28 protein-coding genes are annotated in these 26,591 nt (G+C 63.9%); 18 read left to right on the forward strand and 10 right to left on the reverse strand.

The annotated features are described in order from the left end of the window. Genes iscX through FHW58_RS01425 form a run of 4 tightly spaced genes read left to right on the forward strand, consistent with a single transcriptional unit; the run spans position 1 to position 2,755 of the window. A complete protein-coding gene (iscX, locus tag FHW58_RS01410; protein WP_135204321.1) occupies positions 1-195 on the forward strand; it encodes a Fe-S cluster assembly protein IscX in 195 nt (64 codons plus the stop codon). Further along, complete coding sequence (locus tag FHW58_RS01415) at positions 182-1,072, forward strand: SAM-dependent methyltransferase (RefSeq protein WP_373996615.1); 891 nt, start codon at positions 182-184, stop codon at positions 1,070-1,072. The genes iscX and FHW58_RS01415 overlap by 14 nt, the downstream gene beginning before the upstream one ends. Continuing rightward, complete coding sequence (gene ltaE, locus FHW58_RS01420; RefSeq protein ID WP_179671311.1) at positions 1,072-2,082, forward strand: low-specificity L-threonine aldolase; 1,011 nt, start codon at positions 1,072-1,074, stop codon at positions 2,080-2,082. Before FHW58_RS01415 ends, ltaE begins: the two co-directional genes overlap by 1 nt. Continuing rightward, positions 2,075-2,755 carry an RNA pseudouridine synthase gene (locus FHW58_RS01425; protein ID WP_229265010.1) on the forward strand — a complete coding sequence of 227 codons (681 nt, stop codon included), beginning with the start codon at positions 2,075-2,077 and terminating at the stop codon, positions 2,753-2,755. Before ltaE ends, FHW58_RS01425 begins: the two co-directional genes overlap by 8 nt. Before the next feature lie 97 nt (positions 2,756-2,852). On the opposite strand, the gene FHW58_RS01430 is transcribed toward FHW58_RS01425, so the two are convergent. The 5 genes from FHW58_RS01430 to FHW58_RS01450 form a co-directional block, all read right to left on the reverse strand. Next, positions 2,853-4,991, reverse strand: coding sequence for a prolyl oligopeptidase family serine peptidase (locus tag FHW58_RS01430; protein ID WP_179671313.1), 2,139 nt, complete (start codon positions 4,989-4,991; stop codon positions 2,853-2,855). Between the two features lie 128 nt (positions 4,992-5,119). After that, a complete protein-coding gene (locus FHW58_RS01435) occupies positions 5,120-5,647 on the reverse strand; it encodes an RDD family protein (protein ID WP_179671314.1) in 528 nt (175 codons plus the stop codon). Then, a complete protein-coding gene (locus tag FHW58_RS01440) occupies positions 5,637-6,341 on the reverse strand; it encodes a DUF3106 domain-containing protein (protein WP_179671315.1) in 705 nt (234 codons plus the stop codon). The genes FHW58_RS01435 and FHW58_RS01440 overlap by 11 nt, the downstream gene beginning before the upstream one ends. 4 nt (positions 6,342-6,345) lie before the next feature. Further along, on the reverse strand, positions 6,346-6,753 hold the full coding sequence (locus FHW58_RS01445) for a DUF3619 family protein (protein ID WP_179671316.1): 408 nt from the start codon (positions 6,751-6,753) through the stop codon (positions 6,346-6,348). Beyond that, positions 6,750-7,319 (reverse strand): RNA polymerase sigma factor, encoded by a 570-nt coding sequence (locus tag FHW58_RS01450; RefSeq protein WP_179671317.1) that lies wholly within the window; start codon positions 7,317-7,319, stop codon positions 6,750-6,752. The genes FHW58_RS01445 and FHW58_RS01450 overlap by 4 nt, the downstream gene beginning before the upstream one ends. Positions 7,320-7,777: 458 nt before the next feature. On the opposite strand from FHW58_RS01450, the gene FHW58_RS01455 reads away from it, so the two are divergent. The 10 genes from FHW58_RS01455 to FHW58_RS01500 all read left to right on the forward strand — a co-directional run bounded on the left by FHW58_RS01455 (position 7,778) and on the right by FHW58_RS01500 (position 17,060). Then, positions 7,778-9,523 carry an acetolactate synthase 3 catalytic subunit gene (locus FHW58_RS01455; protein WP_179671318.1) on the forward strand — a complete coding sequence of 582 codons (1,746 nt, stop codon included), beginning with the start codon at positions 7,778-7,780 and terminating at the stop codon, positions 9,521-9,523. Position 9,524: 1 nt separating this feature from the next. After that, the gene (gene ilvN / locus FHW58_RS01460) at positions 9,525-10,016 is read left to right on the forward strand and encodes an acetolactate synthase small subunit (RefSeq protein WP_092273446.1); all 492 of its coding nucleotides are present in this window, start codon (positions 9,525-9,527) and stop codon (positions 10,014-10,016) included. Positions 10,017-10,052: 36 nt separating this feature from the next. Further along, positions 10,053-11,069 carry a ketol-acid reductoisomerase gene (gene ilvC / locus FHW58_RS01465; RefSeq protein WP_179671319.1) on the forward strand — a complete coding sequence of 339 codons (1,017 nt, stop codon included), beginning with the start codon at positions 10,053-10,055 and terminating at the stop codon, positions 11,067-11,069. Positions 11,070-11,313: 244 nt separating this feature from the next. Continuing rightward, a complete protein-coding gene (locus tag FHW58_RS01470) occupies positions 11,314-11,523 on the forward strand; it encodes a DUF6434 domain-containing protein (RefSeq protein ID WP_179671320.1) in 210 nt (69 codons plus the stop codon). Between the two features lie 85 nt (positions 11,524-11,608). Continuing rightward, positions 11,609-11,950: a hypothetical protein gene (locus tag FHW58_RS01475; protein WP_179671321.1), complete on the forward strand. Its 342-nt coding sequence runs from the start codon at positions 11,609-11,611 to the stop codon at positions 11,948-11,950. 90 nt (positions 11,951-12,040) lie between these two features. Next, positions 12,041-12,808, forward strand: coding sequence for an SIMPL domain-containing protein (locus FHW58_RS01480; protein WP_179671322.1), 768 nt, complete (start codon positions 12,041-12,043; stop codon positions 12,806-12,808). Positions 12,809-12,869: 61 nt separating this feature from the next. Then, the gene (locus FHW58_RS01485; RefSeq protein ID WP_179671323.1) at positions 12,870-13,610 is read left to right on the forward strand and encodes an SIMPL domain-containing protein; all 741 of its coding nucleotides are present in this window, start codon (positions 12,870-12,872) and stop codon (positions 13,608-13,610) included. 54 nt (positions 13,611-13,664) lie between these two features. Further along, the gene (gene pssA / locus FHW58_RS01490; protein ID WP_179671324.1) at positions 13,665-14,534 is read left to right on the forward strand and encodes a CDP-diacylglycerol--serine O-phosphatidyltransferase; all 870 of its coding nucleotides are present in this window, start codon (positions 13,665-13,667) and stop codon (positions 14,532-14,534) included. 58 nt (positions 14,535-14,592) lie between these two features. Beyond that, positions 14,593-16,140, forward strand: coding sequence for a 2-isopropylmalate synthase (locus FHW58_RS01495; RefSeq protein WP_179671325.1), 1,548 nt, complete (start codon positions 14,593-14,595; stop codon positions 16,138-16,140). Then, on the forward strand, positions 16,137-17,060 hold the full coding sequence (locus FHW58_RS01500; protein ID WP_179671326.1) for a sugar kinase: 924 nt from the start codon (positions 16,137-16,139) through the stop codon (positions 17,058-17,060). The genes FHW58_RS01495 and FHW58_RS01500 overlap by 4 nt, the downstream gene beginning before the upstream one ends. Positions 17,061-17,200: 140 nt before the next feature. On the opposite strand, the gene FHW58_RS01505 is transcribed toward FHW58_RS01500, so the two are convergent. From FHW58_RS01505 to FHW58_RS01515, 3 genes are all read right to left on the reverse strand, one after another. Beyond that, positions 17,201-18,025 (reverse strand): TonB family protein, encoded by an 825-nt coding sequence (locus FHW58_RS01505; RefSeq protein WP_179671327.1) that lies wholly within the window; start codon positions 18,023-18,025, stop codon positions 17,201-17,203. Between the two features lie 47 nt (positions 18,026-18,072). Further along, positions 18,073-18,885 (reverse strand): hypothetical protein, encoded by an 813-nt coding sequence (locus FHW58_RS01510; protein WP_179671328.1) that lies wholly within the window; start codon positions 18,883-18,885, stop codon positions 18,073-18,075. A 100-nt stretch (positions 18,886-18,985) separates the two neighbouring features. Further along, entirely contained in the window at positions 18,986-19,471 is a 486-nt protein-coding gene (locus tag FHW58_RS01515; protein WP_179671329.1) for a hypothetical protein, read from the reverse strand. Between the two features lie 147 nt (positions 19,472-19,618). Between FHW58_RS01515 and rpsO the strand changes: the two genes are divergently transcribed. The 4 genes from rpsO (at position 19,619) to FHW58_RS01535 (ending at position 23,329) form a co-directional block, all read left to right on the forward strand. Then, positions 19,619-19,888, forward strand: a complete 270-nt coding sequence (rpsO, locus tag FHW58_RS01520; protein WP_179671330.1) for a 30S ribosomal protein S15 — start codon at positions 19,619-19,621, stop codon at positions 19,886-19,888. 199 nt (positions 19,889-20,087) lie between these two features. Beyond that, on the forward strand, positions 20,088-22,217 hold the full coding sequence (pnp, locus tag FHW58_RS01525; RefSeq protein WP_179671331.1) for a polyribonucleotide nucleotidyltransferase: 2,130 nt from the start codon (positions 20,088-20,090) through the stop codon (positions 22,215-22,217). 242 nt (positions 22,218-22,459) lie between these two features. Beyond that, positions 22,460-22,933, forward strand: a complete 474-nt coding sequence (locus FHW58_RS01530) for a hypothetical protein (RefSeq protein ID WP_179671332.1) — start codon at positions 22,460-22,462, stop codon at positions 22,931-22,933. Between the two features lie 54 nt (positions 22,934-22,987). Then, positions 22,988-23,329 carry a YciI family protein gene (locus FHW58_RS01535; RefSeq protein WP_179671333.1) on the forward strand — a complete coding sequence of 114 codons (342 nt, stop codon included), beginning with the start codon at positions 22,988-22,990 and terminating at the stop codon, positions 23,327-23,329. An 88-nt stretch (positions 23,330-23,417) separates the two neighbouring features. On the opposite strand, the gene FHW58_RS01540 is transcribed toward FHW58_RS01535, so the two are convergent. Together FHW58_RS01540 and FHW58_RS27760 are read right to left on the reverse strand one after the other, a co-directional pair. Then, positions 23,418-24,809 (reverse strand): PQQ-dependent sugar dehydrogenase, encoded by a 1,392-nt coding sequence (locus FHW58_RS01540; protein ID WP_179671334.1) that lies wholly within the window; start codon positions 24,807-24,809, stop codon positions 23,418-23,420. Between the two features lie 91 nt (positions 24,810-24,900). After that, complete coding sequence (locus FHW58_RS27760; protein ID WP_179671335.1) at positions 24,901-26,550, reverse strand: methyl-accepting chemotaxis protein; 1,650 nt, start codon at positions 26,548-26,550, stop codon at positions 24,901-24,903. Between the last annotated feature and the right edge of the window lie 41 nt (positions 26,551-26,591).

The following is a 26,591-nucleotide window of genomic DNA, read 5'->3' on the forward strand; positions in this document are numbered from 1 at the left end:
ATGAAGTGGACTGACATCACCGCGATTGCGGAAGCGTTGTACGATAAATACCCGGACGTCGATCCGGCCACCATCCGCTTCACCGATCTGCACAACAAAATCATCGAGCTCGAAGACTTCGATGACGACAAGTCGCGCGGTGGTGAAAAGGTCCTCGAAGCAGTTCAGCAGGCGTGGATCGATGAAGCAGCCTAAGAAACCCGTCCAGAAGATCGGCGCCACCGTCACCAGCGCCGACAACATGCCGGAGATCCGCGAGGGCCAGACCGTGGCCCTGCTGCAGGAGCTGCACATCCTCACGCGCGACGGCAAGATGAACCAGGACAGCCGCCGCAAGCTGAAACAGGTCTACCACCTGTACCAGTTCATCGAGCCGCTGCTGAAGGAAGTGCTGGCCGAAAAAGACAAGGTCTCGCTGGTCGACCACGGCGCCGGCAAGTCCTATCTCGGCTTCATCATCTACGACCTGTTCTTCAAGGCGCTGCAGAACGACTCGCGCATCTACGGCATCGAGACGCGCGAAGAACTGGTGGCGCGTTCGCAGGAACTGGCGAAGCAGTTCAACTTCCCCGGCATGTCCTTCCTGCCGCTGTCGGTGGCCGAGTCCACCGAGTCGAAGCTGCTGCCCGAGCAGATCGACGTCGTCACCGCGCTCCACGCCTGCAATACGGCCACCGACGACGCCATCCAGTTCGCGCTGAAGAAGAAGGCCAAACACATCGTGCTGGTGCCGTGCTGCCAGGCCGAAGTGGCCTCGGTCCTGAAGAAAAACAAAGGGCAGTCGCTGGGCAAATCGGCGCTGACCGAAATCTGGCGCCACCCGATTCACACCCGCGAATTCGGCAGCCAGATCACCAACGTGCTGCGCTGCCTGCAACTGGAAGCGCACGGCTACAGCGTCACCGTGACGGAACTGGTGGGCTGGGAGCACTCGATGAAGAATGAACTGATCATCGCCACCTACAAGAACCTGCCGCGCAAGCGTCCGGCCGAGCGCCTGAAAGAGGTGCTGGAAACCGTCGGCCTGCAGGAGATGAACACCCGTTTCTTCGCTGAAGAAGAGGTAGCGTAATGGAGAACTGGCTCGATCTGCGCAGCGACACCGTCACGCGCCCCAGCGCCGCGATGCGCGCGGCCATGAACGCCGCCGACGTCGGCGACGACGTCTACGGCGACGACCCGACCGTCAACCGCCTGCAGGAATACGCCGCCGATTTGTTCGGCTTTGAAGACGCGGTGTTCGCGCCCTCCGGCACGCAAAGCAATCTGCTCGCGCTGCTGGTGCATTGCGGCCGCGGCGACGAATACCTGGTCGGCCAGGAAGCGCACACCTACCGCTACGAAGGCGGCGGCGCGGCGGTGCTGGGCAGCATCCAGCCGCAGCCCATCATCAACCAGGCCGACGGCAGCATCGCGCTGGCCGATATCGAAGCCTACATCAAGCCGGATGATTTCCACTTCGCGCGCACCAGGCTGCTGGCGCTGGAAAACACCATCAACGGCCGCGTGCTGCCGATGGATTACGTGCAGCAGGCCACGCAGCTGGCGCACGACAAGGGCCTGGCCACGCACCTCGATGGCGCGCGCTTGTGCAACGCCGCCGTCATGCTGGGCGTCAGCCCGCGTGAGGTCGCGCGCGGCTTCGACTCGGTCTCCGTGTGCCTGTCCAAGGGCCTCGGCGCGCCGGTCGGCTCGGTCCTCTTGGGCAGCCGTCCATTCATCAAGGAGGCCAAGCGCTGGCGCAAGATGCTGGGTGGCGGCATGCGCCAGGCCGGCATCATCGCCGCCGGCGGCCTGTACGCGCTGGAGCACAACATCCCGCGCCTGGCCGAGGATCACGACAACGCCGCCTACTTCGCCGGCGAACTGGCGAAGATGAAAGGCCTCAAGGTCAGCACGCCGCAGACCAACATCTTTTACGTCGACATTCCACAGTTCGTGCTGAAAGGGCTGGGCGACGTGCTGGAACTGACGCGCATCCGCATGTCGCTGGGGCCGCGCACGCGCATCGTCACGCACATGGACACCACGCGCGACGATATCGACCGCGCCATCACCGTGTTTGGAGACTTCTTTGGATAACGACGACAACACCATCCGCCTGTCCAAGCGCGTCGCCGAAGAGCGCCAATGTTCGCGCCGCGAGGCGGAGCTGTATATTGAAGGCGGCTTTGTCAGCGTGGATGGCGAGGTGGTGGAAGAAGTCGGCGCGCGCGTCGCGCCCGGGCAGCACATCACCATCGCCGCCGATGCGACGCTGATGGAAATCGTCCCTGTCACCATTCTGCTGCACAAGCCGGCGGGTGTGGCCCAGCCGCTGCATCTGCTCAAGGCCGAGACGCTGACGCGCTCGGCGCCGGGGCAGCGCTTCCTCAAGCGCCATGTCACCGGCCAGGAGCAGATGGTGCCGCTGGACGCCAAGGCCAGTGGCCTGGTTGTGTTCACGCAGGACTTCCGCGTCAACCGCAAACTGAGCGAAGAAGCGCTGGAGCAGGAGATCATCGTCGAAGTCTCCGGCGACATCATCGAAGGCGGCCTGCAGCAGCTCAACCAGATCAACGGCAAGGTAAGCTGGCAAAACGAAACGCGCCTGCGCTGGGCGGTCAAAGGCCTGAAGCTCGGCACCATCGAAAAGCTGTGCAAGGAAGTCGGGCTGAAGGTGGTGTCCATGAAGCGCATCCGGGTGGGGCGCATCTCCATGGCCAGCCTGCCGTCGGGCGAGTGGCGCTACCTGCAGAACTACGAACGATTCTAACGCTGCGCAAGCGGGAACCGTTCACCCCGCACTGCGGCGCACAGGGGTCTGACCCCGTACGGGGTCAGACCCCAACCTTTTGGGGTAACGCCGCGTCTCAATCACCGTGCGGCGGTGTTGTTTGAGAGAGGATGAAGGCGTAGGTATCGGCCGCCTCGGCGTCCTGCTGCGCGCGGGTCGAGCCCATGCCGTGGCCGGCGTCAAAGTCGACGCGCAGCAGCACGGGCTTGCCGCTGGTGGTGGCAGCCTGCAGCCGCGCCGCCATCTTCGCCGGATGGAACGGCGCCACGCGCGGATCGGTCACGCCGGTGGTCAGCAGCACCGCCGGATACTTCACGCCATCCACCACCTGCTGATAGCTGTCGATGCTCTTCAGCGCCTTGAAGCCCGCCGGATCGGCGATCGCGCCCCATTCAGGTTCCTCACCATAGCCATTCTGTTCCGCCACGTAGCGCAGCGGGTTATGCCAGCCGACGCCCGACACCACCACCGCAAACAGGTCCGGCCGCTCTTCCAGCGCGCGGCCCATGGTGATGCCGCCGGCCGAGCGTCCGCCAATCGCCTGGTAGGCCGGCGAGGTATAGCCCTTGGCCTGGATCTCTTCGCACACGGCGATCAGGTCGCGCCACGTGTTCGGCTTGTTTTCCAGCTGGCCGGCGCGGTGCCATTCGCGGCCAAATTCGCCGCCGCCGCGCACATTGGCGTAGCCGACCACCGCGCCCTGGTCCACCAGCGCCAGCGTGCGCCCGGCAAACGCCGGCGTGTACGCGGCCGCGCCGTAGCTGCCATAGGCCGAGATGAAGGCGGGATTCTTGCCATCCAGCTTCAGGCCTTTTTTGTAGATCAGCGAATACGGAATTTTGGTGCCGTCCTTGGCGGTGGCGAAGCGGCGCTCGGTGGTGTAGGCGCTGACGTCGATGGCGGGTTTTGGCGTGATGCCGGTGTCGGCCAGTTTGCCGTCCGCGCTCACCGACCAGATGCCGGTCGGCTGCAGCCAGCCGGACAGGATCACCAGCGCGCCGGGCGCGTCGGCGTCGGCATCAATGGAGCCCAGCGTGCCGTCGAAGGGCAGGGCGATGCTGGCGACCTTGCCGTCGGTGCCGAGGCGCAGCAGCTTGCCGATGCCGCCGTCCATCGCGCGGATATACAAGCCGTCCTTGGCGCGCGCCGTCCCTTGCAGGACCAACTCCGATTCCGCCACCACTTCCTGCGCGCTGGCCAGCGCTGGCGACTTGGCGGAGGTCTTGAGCACGCGGCCGCGCGGATGGTCTTTGGTGGACAGCAGATACAGGTCGTCGCCGTGCAGGTCGATGTCGATCACTTCGTCGGCGAAGTCGGCCACCGGCTGCCATGCGGCTTTGCCGGTCTGCGCGTCCTTCAGCGGCGCGATGTAGACGCGGCGTTCCTTGCGCACATCGGCCAGCACCAGCAGCGCGTAGTGGGAGTGCGATGAGGTGAAGATGTACGGCGCCTGGATTTTTTCGTACTGGACCTTGGCGTCCAGTCCGCGCTTCATCAGGATCGGGTCCTTGCCGGCGTCGGTGCCCACTTTGTGGAAGCGCACTTGCGAATCGAGGAAGCGTTCGGGCGTGTTCACCGCGCCGGTCAGCTGGTTGTAGAAGAAGCCGGAGCTGTCGGCCAGCCAGCTGGGTTCCGCGCCCTGGGTGTTGATGATGCGTTCCTTCAGCACCGTGCCGCTGCGCACGTCCATGATGTGCAGCACCGAGTCTTCGCTGCCGTCTTTCGACAAGCCGTAGACCAGTTTGCTGCCGTCCGGCGAGGCGTGCCACCAGTCCAGCGAGGTGTGGCTGGTTTTGGTGTCGAACTTGGTGGGGTCGACCAGTACGCGGTCCTTGCCGCCTTCGCGCACGAATAGCTTGAAGTTGTTGGAGCCGGCGGGACGCTGTTGATAGAACAGCCGCGCGCCGGCTTTTTCCACGCGCGCCGGGGCGGCGATGTCGCCGGACAGTTGCTGGATGCGCTTCAGCAGTTCGTCGCGCTTGGGCAGCGTGTCGAGGATGGCGCGGGTGTGGGCGTTTTGTTGCTTCAGGAACGGCAGCCAGTCGGGGGCCTTGTCGTTCTCCATCCAGCGGTAGCGGTCAGAGATGGTTTCGCCGAAATAGGTATCGGTGACCGGGGCGACGCGGGCGACAGGCGCCGGTGGGATGTCGGCGGCAAAGGCTGCGGAACTGGCGAACGCGAGGGCGAGGGCGAGGCCCAGGACGACTGGTTTCATTTTCGGTCCTTCGTGGCGGGGAAAATTCTATTCTGCCATGAAAGACCGTCGTTATTCCCGCGAAAGCGGGAGTCCACGCTGAGCAGGCGTTCTATGGATTCCGGCTTCCGCCGGAGTGACGGGGGGCGTTACACCGGCGCGGCGGCTTTCTTTTTCTTGGGCAGCGGCGGCAGTTGCACCAGGCGGGTGCCGGCCAGTTTGTCGTGCAGGAACTGGCGGTCTTTGTCGAGGAAGGCGGTCAGCGACCAGAGCAGGATGCCGGCCAGGATGGCGCCCAGCGCCTGCCACTGGTGCAGGTCCAGCGCCAGCGCCAGCAGCAGCGCCGGCAGGATCCACAGCCAGCTCAGCAGGTAGCGCACGGCGGCCGCGCGCGGCGTGACCGCGCCGCCGTCCGCCGCCACCAGTTTCATGCGCCAGGTTTTCATGGCCAGCGTCTGGCCGTCGCGGCTCCACTGGTGGATGAAGTAGAAGCCCAGTACGATGAAGGCCAGCGCCTGCCGCATGTGCTCGACCAGCGGCGTGTGGCTGGCGCGCGTGGCAATCTCAAAAATGAGAAACGGCAGGAACAGCACGGCGAAGCCGAGCAGCGACTCGTACACCATCGAAACCAGGCGCCGCTTGACGGTCGGGATGGTGGCGCCCACGTTATTTGACATCGGCTGGCGTGCCTTGCGTGGCTGGCGTGGCGGTCGGCGGCACCGGCGTGACGTTGGAGGCGTTCGGCAGCGGCACGCTCGGATCGGCCGGCGCTACCGAAGCCGGCGGCACGATCGGCGTGATCACCGCAGGCGTGGCCGGCTTGATCGGCGCCGGCGTGGCCACCTTGGCCTGGGCCGGCGTCGGCAGATTGACCACCTGCTTGCGCTGCGGGACGCGCGCCGCCAGTTCCTTCTTCTGCTCGTCCGACAGCATTTGGTATTCTTCCCACGACACCGCCTTCTGCGACGGATTCAGCTTTTGCGCGCGGGCATAGTTCTGGCGCACCTGGCGCCGTTCCTCCGGCGACAGCAATACCCACTCGCGCATGCGCTCGTGCACGCGCGCCTGCTCGTCCGCCTTCATGTGCTCGTAGCGCCGGGCGATCGCCAGCCACTTCTGCTTGCGGATCGGCTCGATGCCGTCCCACTCGGCGGCCAGCGGCTCCAGCGCCTGCCGCTGCGCGGGCGACAAATCTTTCCACAGGACTTTTTCCGGCGCCTTGCCGGCCAGCTTGGCGCCGGTCACGGCCGCCACCGGCGCCTTGACCAGCGCCGGCGCGTCCGGCTGGCTGCCCAGCCACGCCGCGCCACCGAGTGCCACTACCGCCACCGCCACGCCTGCGCCCAGCTTGGCGCCACCGCTCCATGCCATCGGCTTACTCGCTTTGCGACAGGTAGGCGTTGAAGCCGTGGTCCAGATAGGCGTTCAGCGGCAGCTCGTCCGACAGCACGGCGGCGTCGATTTCCGCCAGGTCGGCGATGCGTTCCTGCTGCTCGTACTGGTAGATGCCGACCATGCCGATGATCAGCGCCAGCGCCGGCACCACCATGCTGACGCGGCCCAGCCAGTTGAATTGCGCGAAGAAGCCGCCCAGGCCGCCGCCGGCCAGCGCCGGCTCGGTGCGGGTCACGCGCACGGCCGCCGGCGCGTCGGCCTTCTTGCGCGCCAAGGCCTGCTTGCGCGCCTGCGCCAGGCGGTCGGTGGTGGCGGCCGGCAGCGCGTCCAGCTGTTCATTGAGCGCATGGCGCACTTTGTAAGCGAAGTTCAGATCGTCGGTGTTCATAATTTAATTCCCTTGGCTGCCAGCGCCTCGGCCAGCGCATGTGTTGCACGTGAGCAATGCGTTTTGACGCTGCCTTCCGAGCAGCCCATGGCCGCTGCGGTTTCAGCGACATCCATATCCTGCCAATAACGCATCAGGAAGGCTTCTCGTTGACGTGCCGGAAGCTTTTGTACCTCGGCATCGATGATGGCCAGCATCTGCTGGCGCTCGATCTTGTCGGCGCTGGACTCGGCCGCCTCGGACCCGGCCTCGGCGGCATACGATTCGAGTATATCAAAGTCCTCGTGCTCGTCGCCCGAGGGGCCGAGGCCGGAAAACAGGCTGACCCAGGTGTTGCGCACCTTTTCTCGCCGGAAATAGTCGAGGATGGTGGTCTGCAGGATGCGCTGGAACAGCATCGGCAGCTCGGCGGCCGGCTTGTCGCCGTATTTTTCGGCAAGCTTGATCATCGCGTCCTGGACAATGTCCAGCGCGGATTCGTCCTTGCGTACTGCGTAGACGGCTTGCTTGAAGGCCCGGCGTTCGACGCTTTCGAGGAAGTCGGATAATTCTTTGTCTGTGGCCATGCGTCTGGGAAAAGGGCTGCCGGGTGTTTTGAACTGAGGCGCATCCTAGCAAAAAACGTCATTATTTGCATGGTTTTAGCGCAAAAACGATCAAAATCCGAATTATCCCTTGCTCAAAATGGTGCGCCGGTGTACCGTATGGAACGCTTTGAACAACCCCGAAGCTCTATGGTCTGGTCGCCGCAGGCACACAACGCCGCACACGACACGACGCGCTTTCATATGTAGGCAGTTTGCTCTCGCCCGTGCCACAAGCACGAGAGGTATGCGACACCACTACGGAAAACCCGGCCAAACGAGAGTTTGCGCTAGCGCCGCTTTGCACGCCACTACGGTTGGCGGAAGAGGCAGTGCGACCGCATAAATAAAGGGAAGCTGGGCAGAGCTGCAGCGGTATTCGTACTTCGTCAGGACAGAGCATCCGATCAATCTCCTATGGACCTTGAAAGGAATGTTTCATGAATACCGAAGCATCTTCACCGCATTCCAGCGGTAATCAACTTACGGGCGCAGAAATACTGGTGCGCTGCCTGGCCGAAGAGGGCGTCGAGCACGTCTTTGGTTATCCGGGCGGAGCGGTCCTGTACATCTACGACGCCATCTTCAAGCAAGACAAATTCCAACACGTTCTGGTACGCCACGAGCAGGCCGCGGTCCACGCCGCCGATGCGTATTCGCGCTCGTCGAACAAGGTCGGTGTTGCGCTGGTCACGTCCGGTCCGGGCGTCACCAATGCCGTCACCGGGCTGTCCACCGCGTACATGGATTCGATTCCGATGGTGGTGATTTCCGGCCAGGTGCCGAGCGCCGTCATTGGCCAGGACGCGTTCCAGGAATGCGACACGGTCGGTATTACCCGCCCGGTGGTCAAGCACAATTTCCTCGTCAAGGACGTCAAGGACCTGGCGGACACCGTCAAGAAAGCCTTCTACATCGCCCGCACCGGCCGTCCCGGCCCCGTGCTGGTCGATATTCCGAAGGACATCTCGATGCACAAGACGACCTTCTCGTACCCGAAAGAGGTCGAGATGCGGTCGTACAAACCAGTCGACAAGGGCCACTCCGGCCAGATCCGCAAGGCGGTGCAACTGCTGCTGCAGGCCGAACGTCCGATGATCTACACCGGCGGCGGCGTGATCCTGGCCAACGCCTCGCCGGAACTGAACAAGCTGGTGGACAAGCTCGGCTTCCCGGTCACCAACACGCTGATGGGCCTGGGCGCCTACCGCGCCAGCGACGACAAGTTCGTCGGCATGCCGGGCATGCACGGCACCTACGAAGCCAATATGGCGATGCAGAACTGCGACGTGCTGATCGCCATCGGCGCGCGCTTCGACGATCGCGTGATCGGCAATCCGAAACACTTCGCCGCCAACCCGCGCAAGATCATTCACGTCGACATCGACCCATCGTCGATCTCCAAGCGCGTGAAAGTGGATATTCCAATCGTCGGCAACGTCAAGGACGTGCTGATCGAATTCCTGGCCCAGTTGGACGCCACCGACGCCAAGCCCAACGCGCCGGCGCTCAAGAACTGGTGGAAGCAGATCCAGGAATGGCGCGGCCGCGAATGCCTGAAGTATCCGACCTCGGACCTGGTCATCAAGCCGCAATCGGTGGTGCAAAAGCTGTGGGAAGTGACCAAGGGCGACGCCTTCATCACCTCCGACGTCGGCCAGCACCAGATGTGGGCCGCGCAGTACTACCCGTTCGACAAGCCACGCCGCTGGGTCAACTCGGGCGGCCTGGGCACCATGGGGGTCGGCCTGCCGTACGCCATGGGCGTGCAGATGGCCAATCCGGACGCCACCGTCGCCTGCATCACCGGCGAAGGCTCGATCCAGATGTGCATCCAGGAGCTGGCCACTTGCAAGCAGTATCACCTGACGCCCAAGATCATCATGCTGAACAACCGCTTCCTGGGCATGGTGCGCCAGTGGCAGCAGATCGACTACGGTTCGCGCTATTCCGAGTCCTACATGGATTCGCTGCCGAACTTCGAGAAGCTGGCCGAGGCCTATGGCCACGTCGGCATGCGCATCGAGAAGCCGGGCGATGTGGACGGCGCGCTGCGCGATGCCTTCGCCATGAAGGACAAGCTGGTGTTCATGAACTTCATCACCGATCAATCGGAAAACGTCTGGCCGATGGTTAAGGCAGGCAAGGGTCTGTCCGAAATGCTGCTGGGTTCGGAGGATCTCTGACATGCGACACATTATCTCTGTATTGCTGGAAAACGAAGCCGGCGCGCTGTCGCGCGTGGTGGGCCTGTTCTCGGCCCGCGGCTACAACATCGAGACGCTGACCGTGGCGCCGACCGAGGACGCGACGCTGTCGCGCATGACCATCGTCACCACCGGGTCGGACGACATCATCGAGCAGATCACCAAGCACCTCAACCGCCTGATCGAGGTGGTCAAGGTGGTGGACCTGACCGAAGGCCAGCACATCGAACGCGAACTGATGCTGATCAAGGTGCGCGCGGTGGGCAAGGAGCGCGAAGAGATGAAGCGCACGGCGGACATCTTCCGCGGCCGCATCATCGACGTCACCGAAAAGAGCTACACGATTGAACTGACCGGCGCCAAGAGCAAGCTCGACGCGTTCATCGACTCGATCGACCGCGCCTCGATCCTCGAAACGGTCCGCACCGGCGGTTCCGGCATCGGACGCGGCGAACGCATCCTCAAAGTATAAGCACGTCACTTACAACGAATTTAATTAGGAATGAACATGAAAGTTTTCTACGACAAAGACGCTGACCTCTCCCTGATCAAAGGCAAAAACGTGGCCATCATTGGCTACGGCTCGCAGGGCCACGCCCACGCGCAAAACCTGAGCGACTCCGGCGTCAACGTCACCGTTGGCCTGCGCAAGGGCGGCGCCTCGTGGCAGAAGGTGGAGAAGGCCGGCCTGAAGGTCGCCGAAGTGAACGAGGCGGTCAAGGCCGCCGACGTCATCATGATCCTGCTGCCGGACGAGAACATCGCCCAGGTCTACAACGAAAACGTCGCGCCGAACGCCAAGCAGGGCGCGGTGCTGGCCTTCGCCCACGGCTTCAACGTGCACTACGGCCAGGTTGTGCCGCGCGCCGACCTCGACGTGATCATGGTCGCGCCGAAAGCGCCGGGCCACACCGTGCGCGCCACCTACACCCAGGGCGGGGGCGTGCCGCACCTGATCGCCGTGTACCAGGACAAGTCCGGCAGCGCGCGTGACATCGCCCTGTCGTACGCCTCGGCCAACGGCGGCGGCAAGGCCGGCATCATCGAAACCAACTTCCGCGAAGAAACCGAGACCGACCTGTTCGGCGAACAAGCCGTGCTGTGCGGCGGTACGGTCGAGCTGATCAAGGCTGGCTTCGAGACGCTGGTGGAAGCTGGTTATGCGCCGGAGATGGCGTACTTCGAGTGCCTGCACGAGCTGAAACTGATCGTCGACCTGATCTACGAAGGCGGCATCGCCAATATGAACTACTCGATCTCGAACAACGCCGAGTACGGCGAGTACGTGACCGGCCCGAAAGTCGTGACCTCGGCCACCAAGGACGCGATGCGCCAGTGCCTGAAGGACATCCAGACCGGCGAATACGCCAAGTCCTTCATCCTGGAAAACAAGGCCGGCGCACCGACGCTGATCTCGCGCCGTCGCCTGACGGCCGAGCACCAGATCGAAGAAGTCGGCGCCAAGCTGCGCGCCATGATGCCTTGGATCGCCAAGAACAAGATGGTCGACCAGTCGAAGAACTAAATTCCGCCGCGCCGTAAAAGTTAGCGGCACCACCAAAACCCGCACACCGCTGCGGCCAGGGTCTGACCCCGTACGGGGTCAGACCCTTTCGTTTTGGGTACTTTTTATTTGCGCAGTGGGAATGTGTGAGCATCTGGAGCGCCAACTATGGCTATGCTAGCGTCTCCATCATCTTCACCAGTTCCCCCTTGTCTACACCACGACGACACCCTCGTCCAGTTCGAAACCCGCGTCAGGAGGCTGCATGAACACTTTTGACTGGCACGGCGGCGCCATCTCGCGCGCAACGAAAGTCGATGCTGCCTACAAAAACACCCAGAATGTCCGCCGCTTCCTGATCGGGCAATGCGGCCCGTCGTTCCGCTTCGACCGCGGCCTGATGGCCTGGATACGCAACGGCAACGCCAAAACCGTCGGCGACATCGCCGACGAATGGCAACGGCGCCAGGCATGACGCTGAACCAGGTGAAAATCTGTGTATTTCGCCGCCTTTAAAGCGGAGTATGATCGGCTGTCGGTAAAACTGTGAGAGGGCTGTCATGACCCGTAATCAAATGCTGCTGCTGTGGCCTTCCATTGTGATGAGTTCAGTGCTGGCGGCATCGGCCGGCATCGCCGCCGACTTGCCGGCGCAACCCACCGCTGTTGTGATTGGCAAGGACAAAATCCAGGCCCTGGGCACCAGCGTGCAAACGCCGGAAGCGCTGGTCAAGCTGTTGGAACAGAACAAAGTCCAGCACGTTCGCCTGCGCCCGGAAGCCGACGTCGGCAATGACTTCGAGCGCATCGGCGCGGTGATCTATACGATCGCGCGCAGCGGCATCAAAATGGAGGGCATTGACCGGCAGGAGACCAAAGACGGCAGCGGCGCCGTCAAGTGATTTTGTTACAAACACTCACCATGTCTTACACGTGCGGAAAGTGAATTCATGTAAAGTGCGGCTTGTCGTAATCTCAACTCTGGAGCCGTAATGAACATGATCAAACAACTCGCCGCTGCCGCTGCCGTTTCCCTCGCGCTGGGCGCCCATGCCGCTCCGACTGACGCACTGCCGACCACCGGCACCCTGGTGGTGGTGCCCGCCTACGGCGAGGTCAAACACGCCAACGACCAGGCCGTGGTGCTGCTGGCCATCGAGGAAAGCGACAAGGACAAGGCCGCCGCAGCCTCGCGCGTCAACACCAAGATGAAGCAGGGCCTGGAAATCGTCAAGAAAGAAGACCCGCAAGCCAGCCTGAAAACCCAGGGTTACTACACCTACCCGGTCTACCCGGAAGAAGTGGTGGTCAACAACGGCCGCCAGGCCAGGCAGCCGCGCGTGCCAACCGCCTGGCGCGTGGGCCAGTACCTGGAAGTGACCACCACCAGCCTCGACAAGCTGCCTAAAACCGTGGCCGCCGCGCAAAAGGTGCTGACGCTGAACAGCATCAACTTCGGCCTGACGCCGGACACCACCAAAAAGCTGGATGACCAGCGCATTGCCGCCACCTACAAGAACCTGAACGAACGCATCGCCTCGATTGCCAACGCCATGGGCCGCAAGGTTAACGACGCCGTGCTCGATACGGTCGACTTCGAAGGCTCGGGCAACTACGTCCAGCGCGAGGCCGCCGCCCCGGCGCCAGCCATGCTCATGCGCATGAAGACTGCCGACGTCGCCGACGTGGCCGAGCCGAGCTTCGAGCCCGGCGAAACCACGCTGCAGATGCAACTGGTGGGCAAGGTCCGCTTCAAGTAAGCGTCCGGCACGCCGGGCCAGTTGCGGTACAGTGAGGGTTTATCCCTCACTGGAGCCCGCAATGAAACACCTCGCTGTTGCCGTCCTGGCGGCGTTCGCCGTCGCCGCCCAGGCACAATCCCTGTCGACCGCCGGCACGCTGGTGGTGGTGCCGGCGGCCGGCGAAGTGACCCACGCCAACGACCAGGCCACCGCCACGCTGTCGGTCGAGGAAACCGACAAGGACAAGGAAGCGGCCGCCTCGCGCGCCAACCGCAAGATGAAGCAGGGCCTGGAGATCCTCAAGAAGGCCGATCCGCAAGCCCAGCTCAAGACCCAGAACTACTACACCTACCCGGTCTATCCGGAAGAAAGCCCGGTGCCGCCGGGCCAGCCGCGCCCACCACGGGTGCCCACCGCCTGGCGCGTCGGCCAGTCGGTGCAACTGATCACCACCAATCTGGACAGCCTGCCTAAAACCGTGGCCGCCGCGCAAGGTGTGTTGAGCCTGAATAATCTGCGTTTCGGGCTGTCGCCGACCACCAGCAAACGGCTGGACGACCAGCGCATCGCCGCCACTTACCTCAACCTGAAGGAACGCATCAACGCCATCGCCAGCGCCATGGGTCGCCAGCCCGCCGACGCCGTGCTCGAGACGGTAGATTTCGAGGGTTCCGGCAACTACGTCAACCGGGTGGAAGTGACCGGCGCGCGCGTGGTGGCGAATGCCACCAATCTGCGCGCCGGCGTCGAGGAGCCCAGCTTTGAGCCGGGCGAAACCACGCTGCCGATGCGCGCGGTCGGCAAGGTGCGCTTCAAGTAAGCAGGCGCCTCCTCTATAATGGTGGCGCACACCCGATAACCAGAACGGAACCCTATGCCCAATTTTCCCCGCCGCCGCGCCAAGAACGCGGCCCAAGCCAAACTGCCCAAAACGTCCCGCTTCAGCCGTTTTGCGCGTCGTGCCCGCGGAGAGGACCTGGACCGGCCGCGCCATCGCGGCATCTACCTGCTGCCCAACGCCTTCACCACGGCCGCGCTGTTCTGCGGCTTCTACGCCATCGTCATGGCGATGAACCAGAAGTTCGAGCACGCCGCCTGGGCCATCTTCATCGCCATGGTGCTGGACGGCCTGGATGGCCGCGTCGCCCGCCTGACCAACACCCAGAGCGAATTCGGCGCGCAGTACGACTCGCTGTCGGACATGGTGTCGTTCGGCGCCGCGCCGGCGCTGGTGATGTATGAGTGGTCGCTGCGCGGCCTCGGCAAGCTGGGCTGGATCGCGGCCTTTGTCTACTGCGCCGGCGCCGCGCTGCGCCTGGCGCGCTTCAACACCAACATCGAAGTGGTGGACAAGCGCTACTTCCAGGGCATGCCGTCGCCGTCGGCCGCGGCGCTGATGGCCGGCTTTATCCTGATGATGCTGGACCTGGAAGTGTCCGGACTGGAGATGGGCTGGTATTCGTGGGCGATCGCCGTCTTCGCCGGCCTGACCATGGTCAGCAATGTACCGTTCTACAGCTTCAAGGACGTCAACTTCCGCAAGTCGGTGCCGTTCATCACGGTGTTCCTGATCGCGCTGGGACTGGCGCTGATCGCCATCAAGCCGGCGTCCACGCTGTGGCCATTGTTCGCCATCTACGGCCTGTCCGGCTACGCGGTGGCGGCGTGGCGCGCGGCCAAGGGCAAGAAGGTCAGCCTGATCCAGACCGACATGCACAGCGACGATCCGAGCGAACGGCGCTAACGCCGGGGCGGCAGGCCCTGAGAATTCAACGCAACGCAGCATCAGCAACGGAGCCATCATGAGTACCTCATCCAACCGCCTTATCATCTTCGACACCACGCTGCGCGACGGCGAGCAATCGCCGGGCGCCTCGATGACGCGCGACGAAAAGGTCCGCATCGCCAAGCAGTTGGAGCGCCTGCGCGTGGACGTCATCGAGGCCGGCTTCGCGGCGGCCTCGCCGGGCGACTTTGAATCCATCAAGGCGATTGCCTCGGCGGTGCGCGAATCGACGATCTGCTCGCTGTCGCGCGCCAATGACCGCGACATCGCCCGCGCCGCCGAGGCGCTGGCGCCGGCCGAGCGCAAACGCATCCACACCTTCATTGCCACCTCCAAGCTGCACATGGAGGCCAAGCTGCGCATGCTGCCGGAGCAGGTGCTCACGCAGGCCCGTAACGCGGTGCGCTTCGCCCGCCAGTACACCGACGATATCGAATTCAGCCCGGAGGACGGCAGCCGCTCGGACGAGGACTTCCTGTGCCGCGTACTGGAAGGCGTGATCGACGAGGGCGCCACCACCATCAACTTCCCGGACACGGTGGGCTACGCGGTGCCGGAGATGTTCGGCGAAACCATCCGCCGCCTGCGCGAGCGCATTCCCAATTCCGACAAGGCCGTGTGGTCGGTGCACTGCCATAACGACCTGGGCCTGGCAGTGGCTAACTCGCTGGCCGGCGTGATGGTCGGCGGCGCGCGCCAGATCGAGTGCACCATCAACGGCTTGGGCGAACGCGCCGGCAACACCGCGCTGGAAGAGGTGGTGATGGCGCTGCGCACGCGCGGCGGCTACTACAACCTCGAATGCGGCATCGACACCACGCAGATCGTGGCGGCGTCCAAGATGGTGTCGCAGATTACCGGCTTTGCCGTCCAGCCCAATAAGGCGGTGGTGGGCGCCAACGCCTTCGCGCACGCCTCCGGCATCCACCAGGACGGCATGCTGAAGTCGCGCGAAACTTACGAGATCATGCGCGCCGAGGACGTGGGCTGGACCGCGACCAAGATCGTGCTGGGCAAGCTGTCCGGCCGCAACGCCTTCAAGCAGCGCTTGCAGGAGCTGGGCATCGACCTGGAATCGGAAGCGGACGTCAACGCCGCCTTCGCGCGCTTCAAGGAACTGGCCGACCGCAAGGCCGAGATTTTTGACGAGGACATCCTGGCGCTGGTGTCGGACGAGCAGCAGTCGCAGGAGAGCGAGTTCTATCGCTTCATCTCGCTGGAGCAGCGCTCGGCCAGCGGCGAGACGCCGACCGCCAGGGTGGCGTTCCAGATCGATGGCGAAGAACACGTCAGCGAAGGCCGCGGCGATGGCCCGGTCGATGCCACCGTCAACGCCATCGAGGGCGAGGTAGGCAGCGGCGCCGAACTGGTGCTGTTCTCGGTGAACGCCATCAGCACCGGCACGCAGTCGCAGGGCGAGGTGACGATGCGCCTGTCGAAAGAGGGCCGCATCGTCAACGGCGTGGGCGCCGACCCGGATATCATCGTGGCCTCGGCCAAGGCCTATCTGTCGGCTTTGAACAAGCTGCATTCCAAGATTGAGCGAGTGAACCCGCAACCATGAGCGCGCAATTTGACGTAGTGGCGCTGGGCGAGGCGATGGTGGAGTTCAACCAGGCCACCTCCAGCGAACCGATGTACCGCCAGGGCTTTGGCGGCGACACCTCCAATGCGGTGATCGCCGCCAGCCGCCAGGGCGCGCGCGTGGCCTATTTGAGCCGCGTGGGCGAGGACCATTTCGGCCGCATGCTGCTGGACCTGTGGCAGGCCGAGGGCGTGGACGTCAGCGCGGTGGCGCGCGATGCGCAGGCGCCGACCGGCCTGTATTTCGTGAGCCACGGGCCGCAGGGGCACAGCTTCAGTTATCTGCGCGCCGGCTCGGCGGCCAGCCGCATGCAGCCGCAGACCATGGACCTGGGCGCGGCCGGGCGCACGCGCTGGCTGCACGTGTCCGGCATCTCGCAGGCGATATCGGCCGGCGCCTGTGATACGGTGTTTGCCGCCATCGAGACCGCGCGCGCGGCGGGCGGCAAGGTCAGTTTTGATCCCAACCTGCGGCTGTCGCTGTGGCCACTGGCGCGCGCCCGCGCCACCATCGCCGCCACGATTGCGATGACCGATCTATTCCTTCCGAGTCTGGATGAGGCGGTGGCGCTGGCTGGCACCGACGATGTGCCGGCGATCTTCGCCTGGGCGCGCGCGCATGGCGCGCATACGGTGGTGCTGAAGGCCGGATCGTCCGGCGCGTGGTACGCGGAGCGGGGCGCCGAGCCGCAACTGGCGGCCGCGCGCAAGGTGCAGGCGGTGGACGCCACCGGCGCCGGCGACTGCTTCGACGGTAGTTTGCTGGCGCGCCTGGCCGCTGGCGACGCGCTGGCCGATGCGGTGCGCTACGCCAACGCCGCCGCTGGCCTGTCGACGCTGGGCCACGGCGCGGTGGCGCCGATTCCTACCGCCGATCAGGTGCGTGCGGTGCTCGGCTAGGGCGGCGTCGTCGACCACTAACCGTCGACTCGTGACCGCCGGTCCGTCTTACCCGCGAAGAGGATATCCATAGGGCGTATGCCCACAAGCTCAGCATGGGTCCCGGCTGTCGCCGGGACGACAGTGGCAAGGTGCGGGGGTTATCGTTGCGCGACGGCCTGTTCCAGCAGCGCTTGCGCTTTGGCGCTGTCCTTCGGCACGCCCTGGCCATTGTCGTAAAGCCGCGCCAGTGAAATCAGGGCGTTGCGGCTGTTCGCTTGCGCCGCGCGCTGATACCACTTCGCCGCCTGCGCGTAGTCCTGCGCCACGCCGCGTCCGTTCTCGTAGCAATCGGCCAGCGCCACCTGCGCGGTGCGTTCGTTCTGCTCCGCCGCCTTGCCCAGCAACGTCACCGCCTCCGGCACATCGCCCGCCTGGCCGCCGTTGAGCAGCATCACACCCAGCATCGACTCGGCCGCCGCAAAATCCTCGGCCGCCGACTTGCGCAGCCATGACAATGCCTGCACCTCCTGATGGTCCATGCGCAGCATCACCGCCAGCGAATACTGGCTGGCCGCCTCGCCACGCTCGGCGGCGACGCGCAGGGCCGCGCGCGACGCCTCGATCTGCTGCGGCGTTGGATCCTCCAGCGTCCACACATACTGCATCCGCGTCCAGCTCTCGACCGGCTTGCCGTTCTCCTGCGCCGGCTTGAAGGTGCAGCGCGCCAGACCTTCCCGCGCCGCCTGGTCCAGCAGCGGATGGCCACTGGAACGCTCGACACGGGTATCGTGCACACCGCCATCGGCGCCGATCAGAAACGCCAACTGCACCGTCCCTTGCTCGCTGTTGCGCAAGGACTCCTTGGGCCACTCCGGCTTGGCACAGGTACTGAACTCCACCACCGCGCGATTGGCCGCCAATGCCAGCGCCGGCGGCGTCGCCAATGAAAACGCCGCGAGAACCGCGGCGAGAGATTTCGTCATATCGACACCCTCAAGTTAGAAGGTGTCAATTTAACATGCTTGCTGATTTAGAAGCGAACTTTGACGTAAGCCGCCGGCCCATTCAGACGAATATTCAGGTCGGTGCCGTCGCGGTCGCGGTTCAGGCTGATCTTGCTGGCGGTGTATTCCGCCACCACGCCCACCATCTTGGACGGGAACCACTCAACGCCGATGGCGCCGCCATAAATGTGGCCCTGAATATTGCCGCCGTTTTTCTTGATGCCGGACGCGTCGGCGTAGACACGCACGTTTTCCGAAATCGCATGGCGCCAGCCCAGCTCCAGCAACGGCGCCCAGGCGCTTTCTTTTTCATCGTAGGAGCCACTGCCGGCCACGCCGTTCAGCACGCCGCTGGCCGTGCCCTTCAGGCTGGCCTGATAGTAGGCCGCGCCGACGCCGACGCCGAACACGTCGGTGCCGCTGCCGATCCACCATTTATAGGCCAGGTTGGCCAGGTCCAGTTTCAGCTTGGCGTCCAGGCGGCCGTTGCCGGTCAGCGGCAGGCCGTTATAGTTGGTGGTGCCGCTCAGCGTCGGGCTGTAGGTCTTGTCGTAGCGGTAGTAATCGAAGTCCAGGCCCTGCGAGTCGCCCAGCAGCACTTGCGCCTTGACGCGCGGCAGGGTCACGTGGTCGGTCTTGTAGGTGCCGGTGTCGATGCGGCCGTAGTTGGTGTCGCCTTCGTAGTTGATGCGCGGTTCGGTGTAAAACGCGCCCACCGACACACTGGCGCGGTCCAGCGCCGGCGACGGATCGGCCCAGGCGATGGCGCTGACGGTACTCAGCGCCAGCACAGTGGCGGCGTACAGGGCGTGACGGGCAGGGGGCGTGCGTAAGGACATAGCTTCTCCAAAAGTTGCAATATTGATGGGAAGATAATAGCAACCGCGCGCCGCGAATCACGTCGGCGCACGCCCAGAGTGCGCGTCGGACAGTTCCTACCTAGCGCCGCCGCACCTCGCGCTCCTCGTCCGGTCCGTTGACCATCGCCTGCACCACGCCCTGGCGGTTGAACTCCACCGACATCATCGAATTCCACACATCCTGTTCCTTGTAGCGGTACAGCCAGACGTCGCCATCGACGCTGGCATAATGCGTGACCTGCGTCGGCCGGCCGAAGGTGCGCAGGATGCTGGCCTTGTCGTCCTTGCCCGGCTTGACCGTGCCGAACTTGGCGCTGGTCAGCACCTGCTCATACGACACCAGCCGGCCGTCGGCGCCGATGCGCGCCATCCAGGTGTACTGGCCCATCGGCCCGGTGGCGTATTCCAGCAGGCTGTCGGCGCCGTCGGCATAGACGTTGGTGGGCTGGCCCAGCCGCTGCTTGACCGCCGCCAGCGGCGCGCCGGGTTGCGGCAGCGGCTCGCCAAAATGCGCGCAGGCGCTCGTTGCCAGCGCCAGAATGGTCAGAACGATCGCGTTTTTCATGTTTACCTCCCGAAAAAAGCGCCAAAAATAGCGCCATGCCTGCGTTTTTCCGTTATACTTCCGGGTCTGGTCTTTTCGGCCAGGCTTTATTGTAATCACGGTGGGCAGGGTTACGACTCCGCGCACCGCATGTTAAAGGTAAATATCATGACCGTAGAAAACATCAACAAAGCAGCGATCATCGCTGACAACGCCCGTGGCCAAAAAGATACCGGTTCGCCAGAAGTGCAAGTTGCACTGCTGACCGCCCGTATCAACGAACTGAACGGCCACTTCAAAGAGCACACCAAGGATCACCACTCGCGTCGTGGCCTGATCAAGATGGTTAACCGTCGTAAGAGCCTGCTGTCCTACCTGAAGGACAAGGACGCCACCCGTTACCGCGATCTGATCGCCAAACTGGGTCTGCGTAAGTAATTCTTGCGTCGTCCGGCTTAAAACAAAATGCCTGCGCCAGTTTGCTGTCGCGGGCATTTTGTCTTTTAAGGCGTTAAATAATTGCTAAGTAGAACGTTGTAGTACCGTAGTAGTAAAGGTGGCCGGCTCCGGCCGGCGGCCTGTGGTGAGGTGAACGACAGCTCCTGAAAATCTGTCGGCAAATAGAAAGGGATTACCCATGTTTAATAAAGTTACGAAAACCTTCCAGTACGGTCAACACACCGTCACGCTGGAAACTGGCGAAATCGCTCGCCAGGCCTCCGGCGCAGTGATGGTGTCGATTGAAGACACCGTCGTGCTGGCTACCGTGGTGGCGCGCAAAGACGCGAAACCAGGCCAGGACTTCTTCCCGCTGACCGTCGACTACGTTGAAAAAACCTATGCCGCGGGCAAGATCCCGGGCGGTTTCTTCAAGCGTGAAGGTCGTCCTTCGGAAAAAGAAACGCTGACATCCCGCCTGATCGACCGTCCTATCCGCCCACTGTTCCCAGAGGGCTACATGAACGAGGTGCAAGTGATTGTGCACGTTCTGTCGGTCAATCCAGAAATCGATCCAGACATCGCTTCGATGATCGGTGCCTCGGCCGCGCTGTGCGTGTCCGGCGTGCCGTTCAACGGCCCGATCGGCGCCGCCCGCGTCGGTTACGCCAACGGCCAGTACATCCTGAACCCAACCGTTGAACAACTGAAGACTTCGCAGATGGACCTGGTGGTCGCCGGTACCGAAACCGCCGTGCTGATGGTGGAATCGGAAGCCCAGCAACTGTCGGAAGAAATCATGCTGGGCGCCGTGGTCTACGGCCACACCCAGATGAAGGCCGTGATCGACGCCATCCACGACCTGGTGCGCGACGGCGGCAAGCCGGAGCAGGAATGGGCGCCGCCCGCCAAGAACGAAGCGCTGATCGCCCGCGTGGCCCACTTCGGCGAAGCCAAACTGCGCGACGCCTACCAGACCCGCGACAAGCAAGCCCGCACCGACAAGCTGCGCGCCGCCTCGGCTGAAATCCAGGCCGACCTGGCCGCGGAAGCTGCCGCCGCCGGCACCGCCGCGCCTGACTCGGTAGAAGTCGGCAACATCCTGTTCGACATGGAATCGAAGATCGTCCGTTCGCAGATCCTGGACGGCGAGCCACGCATCGACGGCCGCGACACCCGCACCGTGCGTCCGATCTCGATCCGCACCTCGGTACTGCCACGCACCCACGGCTCGGCGCTGTTCACCCGCGGTGAAACCCAGGCGCTGGTGGTTGCCACGCTGGGCACCGCCCGCGACTCGCAGAAGATCGACGCGCTGATGGGCGAGTACACCGACGACTTCATGCTGCACTACAACATGCCACCGTTCGCCACCGGTGAAACCGGCCGCGTCGGCACGCCGAAGCGCCGCGAGATCGGTCACGGCCGTCTGGCCAAACGCGCGCTGGTTGCCGCGCTGCCATCGCCGGAAGAGTTCAGCTACTCGGTGCGCCTGGTGTCGGAAATCACCGAATCGAACGGCTCCTCGTCGATGGCCTCGGTCTGCGGCGGCTGCCTGGCGCTGATGGACGCCGGCGTGCCGATGAAAGAGCACGTGGCCGGTATCGCCATGGGCCTGATCAAGGAAGGCGGCAAGTTCGCCGTGCTGTCCGACATCCTGGGTGACGAAGACCACCTGGGCGACATGGACTTCAAAGTAGCCGGCACCCGCAACGGTATCACCGCGCTGCAGATGGACATCAAGATCCAGGGCATCACCAAGGAAATCATGCAAGTGGCGCTGGCGCAAGCCAAGGAAGGCCGCGAACACATCCTGGGCGAAATGCAAAAGGCCGTGCCGAGCGTGAAGACCGAGCTGTCGGACTTCGCCCCGCGCCTGATCACCATCAAGATCAACCCTGAGAAGATCCGTGACGTGATCGGCAAGGGCGGCGCCGTGATCCGCGCGCTGACCGAAGAAACCGGCACCCAGATCGACATCAGCGACGAAGGCGTGGTCACCATCGCCTCGGTGGACGCCGCCGCCGGCCAGGAAGCCAAGCGCCGCATCGAAGAGCTGACCGCCTCGGTCGAAGTGGGCAAGTCCTACGACGGCGTGGTGTTGAAGCTGCTGGACTTCGGCGCGATCGTACAAGTCATGCCAGGCAAGGACGGCCTGCTGCACATCTCGCAGATCGCCAATGAGCGTGTGAACGCCGTGGCCGACTATCTGAAAGAAGGCCAGCAAGTGCGCGTCAAGGTCCTGGAAACCGACGACCGCGGCCGCCTGAAGCTGTCGATGAAAGCCGCTGCGGAAGAAGCTGCCGCCGCTGCCGCCAACGCGCAGTAATCTGAGCTAGCCTCAGCAAGAACCGCCGGGTGCGCAAGCCCCGGCGGTTTTTTTTCGCCCTTTGATGTAGATCCACCACTACTGAAATGCCATTGTCTTGGCGGCTTGACAGGACTATTCGTTGATCGTGGTTGATCTCGGCGGCCATGCAATGACCCAGTGAATGCCTGCTCAGGTGATAATACGGAAGCACATTGGAGGAGTTCGTTCCCATACATTTTAAGAATCTTTCAGGAGCAAGAATGCAAGTTCTGAATAACCCTATTGCCGTGATGTTCCTGTCGTTCATCATTGGACTCTTCGCGGATCTTGTGTTGCGCCGAATGCCGATTTATGGATGGATCAGTTCACGCTACTTGTTTTCCGATGCAAGAACGTATGAAATGCTTGGGGTCGCGTGGTTTCGGAAAATCCTGCTGGCGACGCCGCTGCGGATGCTTAACGCCAACATCAAACCGCCGAAGAACCGCGACCTGCACTTGCTCAAGGATGTGCGACAGCACATTGCGACTGCGGAAGTGTCGCACTGGGTGGGGTTTGCGGTGATGCTGCTGCTGACCGGCTACGTATGGAGTTCCTCGGGGCCCAAGACGGGCCTCGGCTTTGTGTTTTTTAATGTTGTCGGCAATCTCTATCCGTGCTTGCTTCAGCAATACAACAAGAGACGCTTGTACCAGCTTATCGCCGTTATGGAGCGACGCACATCGTGCGCTTGAGCCACACTGTCCTTTCGAAATGAGTTCCATGAGCTAATTTGCGCGGAGGTGACGATGGCGAAATATCTGATTTCTTTCCCGAGTGCGGCAATGGTGGTGCCGGATGGCGAATGGGAAGCGGTGGTGCGTGATTCGCACGCGGTGATCGAAGAGGCGAAGGTGGCGGGCGTCTACGTCTTTGCTGGCGGCATCGATGAGAGCGTGGCGCCGGTGCTGGTGTCTGCGGATGGCGTGGCGGCCGAGGGCGGCTATTCCTGGGCGCCGTCGCTGGATGGCGGATTCGCGGTATTGGAACTGCCGTCGCGCGAGGAGGCCGTCGCCTGGGCTGCGCGCCTTGCCAAGGCTTGCCGCTGCAGCCAGGAGCTGCGGGTTTTTTATTTCGATCCGCAATCCTGAACGATAGAGTGCGAACTTATTTCTCCCTTGTCGGTCCAATAGGGACGCTGGACAGGAGGAGCCCCCTTGAGCAGGTGCTGGCGCTGGATTACTTGCCGTCGTAGGTCACGCGGTAGACGCGGCCGCCGTAGTCGTCGGACACCAGCAGCGAGCCGTCGGCCAGCGTGGCCACGTCCACCGGACGGCCGACCACCGCGTCGCCGCGCAGGAAGCCGTCGATGAAGGCGGTGTCGCTGACCAGCTTGTTGCCGTACAGCGTGATCAGATGCACGGTGTAGCCGATCTTGGTCGAGCGGTTCCACGAGCCATGCTCGGCCACGAAGATGTTGTTGCGATACGCCTCGGGGAACTGCTTGCCGGTGTAGAAGGTCATGCCCAGCGGCGCCACGTGCGGTCCCAGCTTGGCGACCGGCGGCTCGAACTCGTCGCAGGTCCGGCCCTTGCCGAACTGCGGATCGGGCACCACGCCGCCGTGGCAGTAGGGGAAGCCGAAGTGCTGCTTGGGCTTGGTCACCACGTTCAGCTCGCAGGATGGCGTGTTGTCGCCCAGCTCGTCGCGGCCATTGTCGGTGAACCACAGCTGTTTGGTCGACGGATGGAAGTCGAAGCCGACCGTGTTGCGCACGCCGCGCGCCACTTCCTCCACCTGGCTGCCGTCCGGGTTCATGCGGTAGATCTTGGCGCTGCGGGTGTCGTCGGTGTCGCAGATATTGCACGGCGCGCCGACCGGGATGTAGAGCTTGCCGTCCGGCCCGGCGCGCAGCACTTTTTCGCCGTGCCATTTGTCGTTCGGCAGGCCGGTGTTGATCACGGTGTAGGCGGGCTTTTGCGCGTAGCGCTGGTCGATGTTGTCGAAGCGGATCACGCGGCTGATTTCGCCGACGTACAGCGCGCCGTTCAGCAGCGTCACGCCGATCGGATTTTCCAGTCCCTCGGCCACGGTGACCACGTCGGCGCCTTGCTGGTCGGCGCGCGGCACCAGCGCGTACACCTTGCCGGCCTTGCGCGAGCCGACGTAGACGATGCCGCTGTCGGACACGACCATGCTGCGCGCGGTGGCGGCGCCGTCGGCGTAGACGCTGATGCGGAAGCCTTTCGGCAGCTTGAAGCCGCTCAGCAAATCGCTGGCGGCCGGCTTGGCGGCCGGGGCGGCGGCGGCCGGCGCCGCCAGTTTCTTGTTGGCGTTGGCGGCGATGTAGTCGGCCAGCGAGGCGATCTGCGCGGCGCTCAGCGCCGGCGACCAGGCCGGCATATTCTTCTCCGGCACGCCCTTGCTGATGATCTTGATGAGATTGGCCTTGGTCGGCGCGCCGTGGATCCAGGCGTGCTCGCCCAAGGTCGGGCCGATGGCGCCTTCCATCCTGGCGCCGTGGCAGACGGCGCAGTTGGCCTGGTAGAGTTTGTCGGCGGTCTGCGCCGAGGCGCTGATGGCGGCGAACGCCAGGCCGGTGGCGGCGGCGTGCAAAGCGGTCTTGTACATTGTTATTTTCCCCTGATCATAGACGGCGTCATTGTACCGTCCGCCGGCGGGGAACAGGCGGCCGCATGCCGCCCTCCGGTGCCGTGGTCGGTCAGCCGGCCGACGAGCGCCATGCCAGCGCCGGCGCGCGACCCGTCGCCTGGCGCGAACGTGCCGCCAGCGGCGATGCGCCGGCCGCGCGCGGGCCACCTTCGACCTGGAACACGCTGACCAGCTCGGCCAAATGCGCCGACTGGCCCTGCAGCGCCTCGGCGGCGGCGGCGGCTTCTTCCACCAGCGCGGCGTTCTGCTGCGTCACGCCGTCCATTTCCATGATGGCGCGGTTGATCTGCTCGATGCCGGCCTCCTGCTCGCCGCTGGCCATGGTGATCTGCTCCATGATCTCGCTGACGTTGCGGATGCTGCGCACGATCTCTTCCATCGTCTTGCCGGCCTCGTCCACCAGCATGCCGCCGTTGGCGATGCGCTCGACCGATGCGCCGATCAGCTGCTTGATGTCCTTGGCGGCGCTGGCCGAGCGCTGCGCCAGCGTGCGCACTTCCTGCGCCACCACGGCGAAGCCGCGCCCCTGTTCGCCGGCGCGGGCCGCTTCCACTGCGGCGTTGAGCGCCAGGATGTTGGTCTGGAAGGCAATGCCATCGATCACGCCGATGATGTCGACAATCTGGCGCGACGAGGCGCTGATCGCCTCCATGGTGGTGACCACGCCGCCGACCACCTCGCCGCCGCGCGCGGCCACGCCGGCCGCGCTGTGCGCCAGCTGATTGGCCTGGCGGGCGAACTCGGTGTTCTGCTTGACGGTGGCGGTCAGCTCTTCCATCGACGACGCGGTTTCTTCCAGCGAGCCGGCCTGCTGCTCGGTGCGCGAAGACAGGTCCTGGTTGCCGCTGGCGATTTCATCGGCGGCGGTGGCCACCGAGTCGGTGCTGCCGCGCACTTCGCTGACGATGGCGGCCAGCCGCTCGCGCATGGTGGCGATGCTGTACAGCAGGCTGGAGCGGTCGCCGTCGGCCAAGTCCACGCGCACGGTCAGGTCGCCGCCGGCGATGCGGTCGGTGATGCCGGCCGCGTAGCCCGGTTCGCCGCCCAGCTGCAACAGCAGCGAGCGGCTGATCAGCCAGCCCAGCAGCAGCGCGGCGCCAATCGAGGCGGCGCTCAGCACCGCGATCATCCAGGCCGAACCGGCGCTGCGGTCGTGGATGGTTTTGCCGATCTCGTCAATGACGGCCTTCTGGCGGTCAACCAGCGCGCCCATGCTGGCCACGTAAGCGTCGCCAGCCGGAATGAAGTCTTTTTCGATGATCTGGCTGGTCTGCTCGATATCCCCGGCGGCCTTGGCGGCGAAGGCCTGCTTGCGCGCGGCCTGATACGCCTTGCGTTTGTCCTGCGCGGTGTCGAACAGCGTTTTGGCCTGCGGATCGACCAGCGAGGCGACGATCTGGCGCTGGTAGCCTTCGGCGATGACGGAGGTCGAGGCGATGCCGTCTTCAAACAGCTTCTGGGTGCTGGCGTCGCCGGTCTTGGCGGCCGCCAGCGCGCGTTGCACATTGGTTTCGACGATGGATTTCCACGCGCTGACCAGGCGCTCGGTTTTCAGGTGCTGGTCCAGCAGGGCGTCGGTGTCGCGCGAGGTTTGGCGGATGCTCATCCAGCTGGCGATGGCGATGGCGAGCAGCAATATCAGCGTCGCGCCAAAGCCGATGGCCAGGCGATGGCCGACTTTCATTTCAGATAATTTCATGGTGCCTCCGGTGGTGGAGAAGTGGCGTATCTTGTTGGAGG

The organism is Duganella sp. 1224 (genome assembly GCF_013408245.1).
GTDB lineage: Bacteria > Pseudomonadota > Gammaproteobacteria > Burkholderiales > Burkholderiaceae_D > Rugamonas.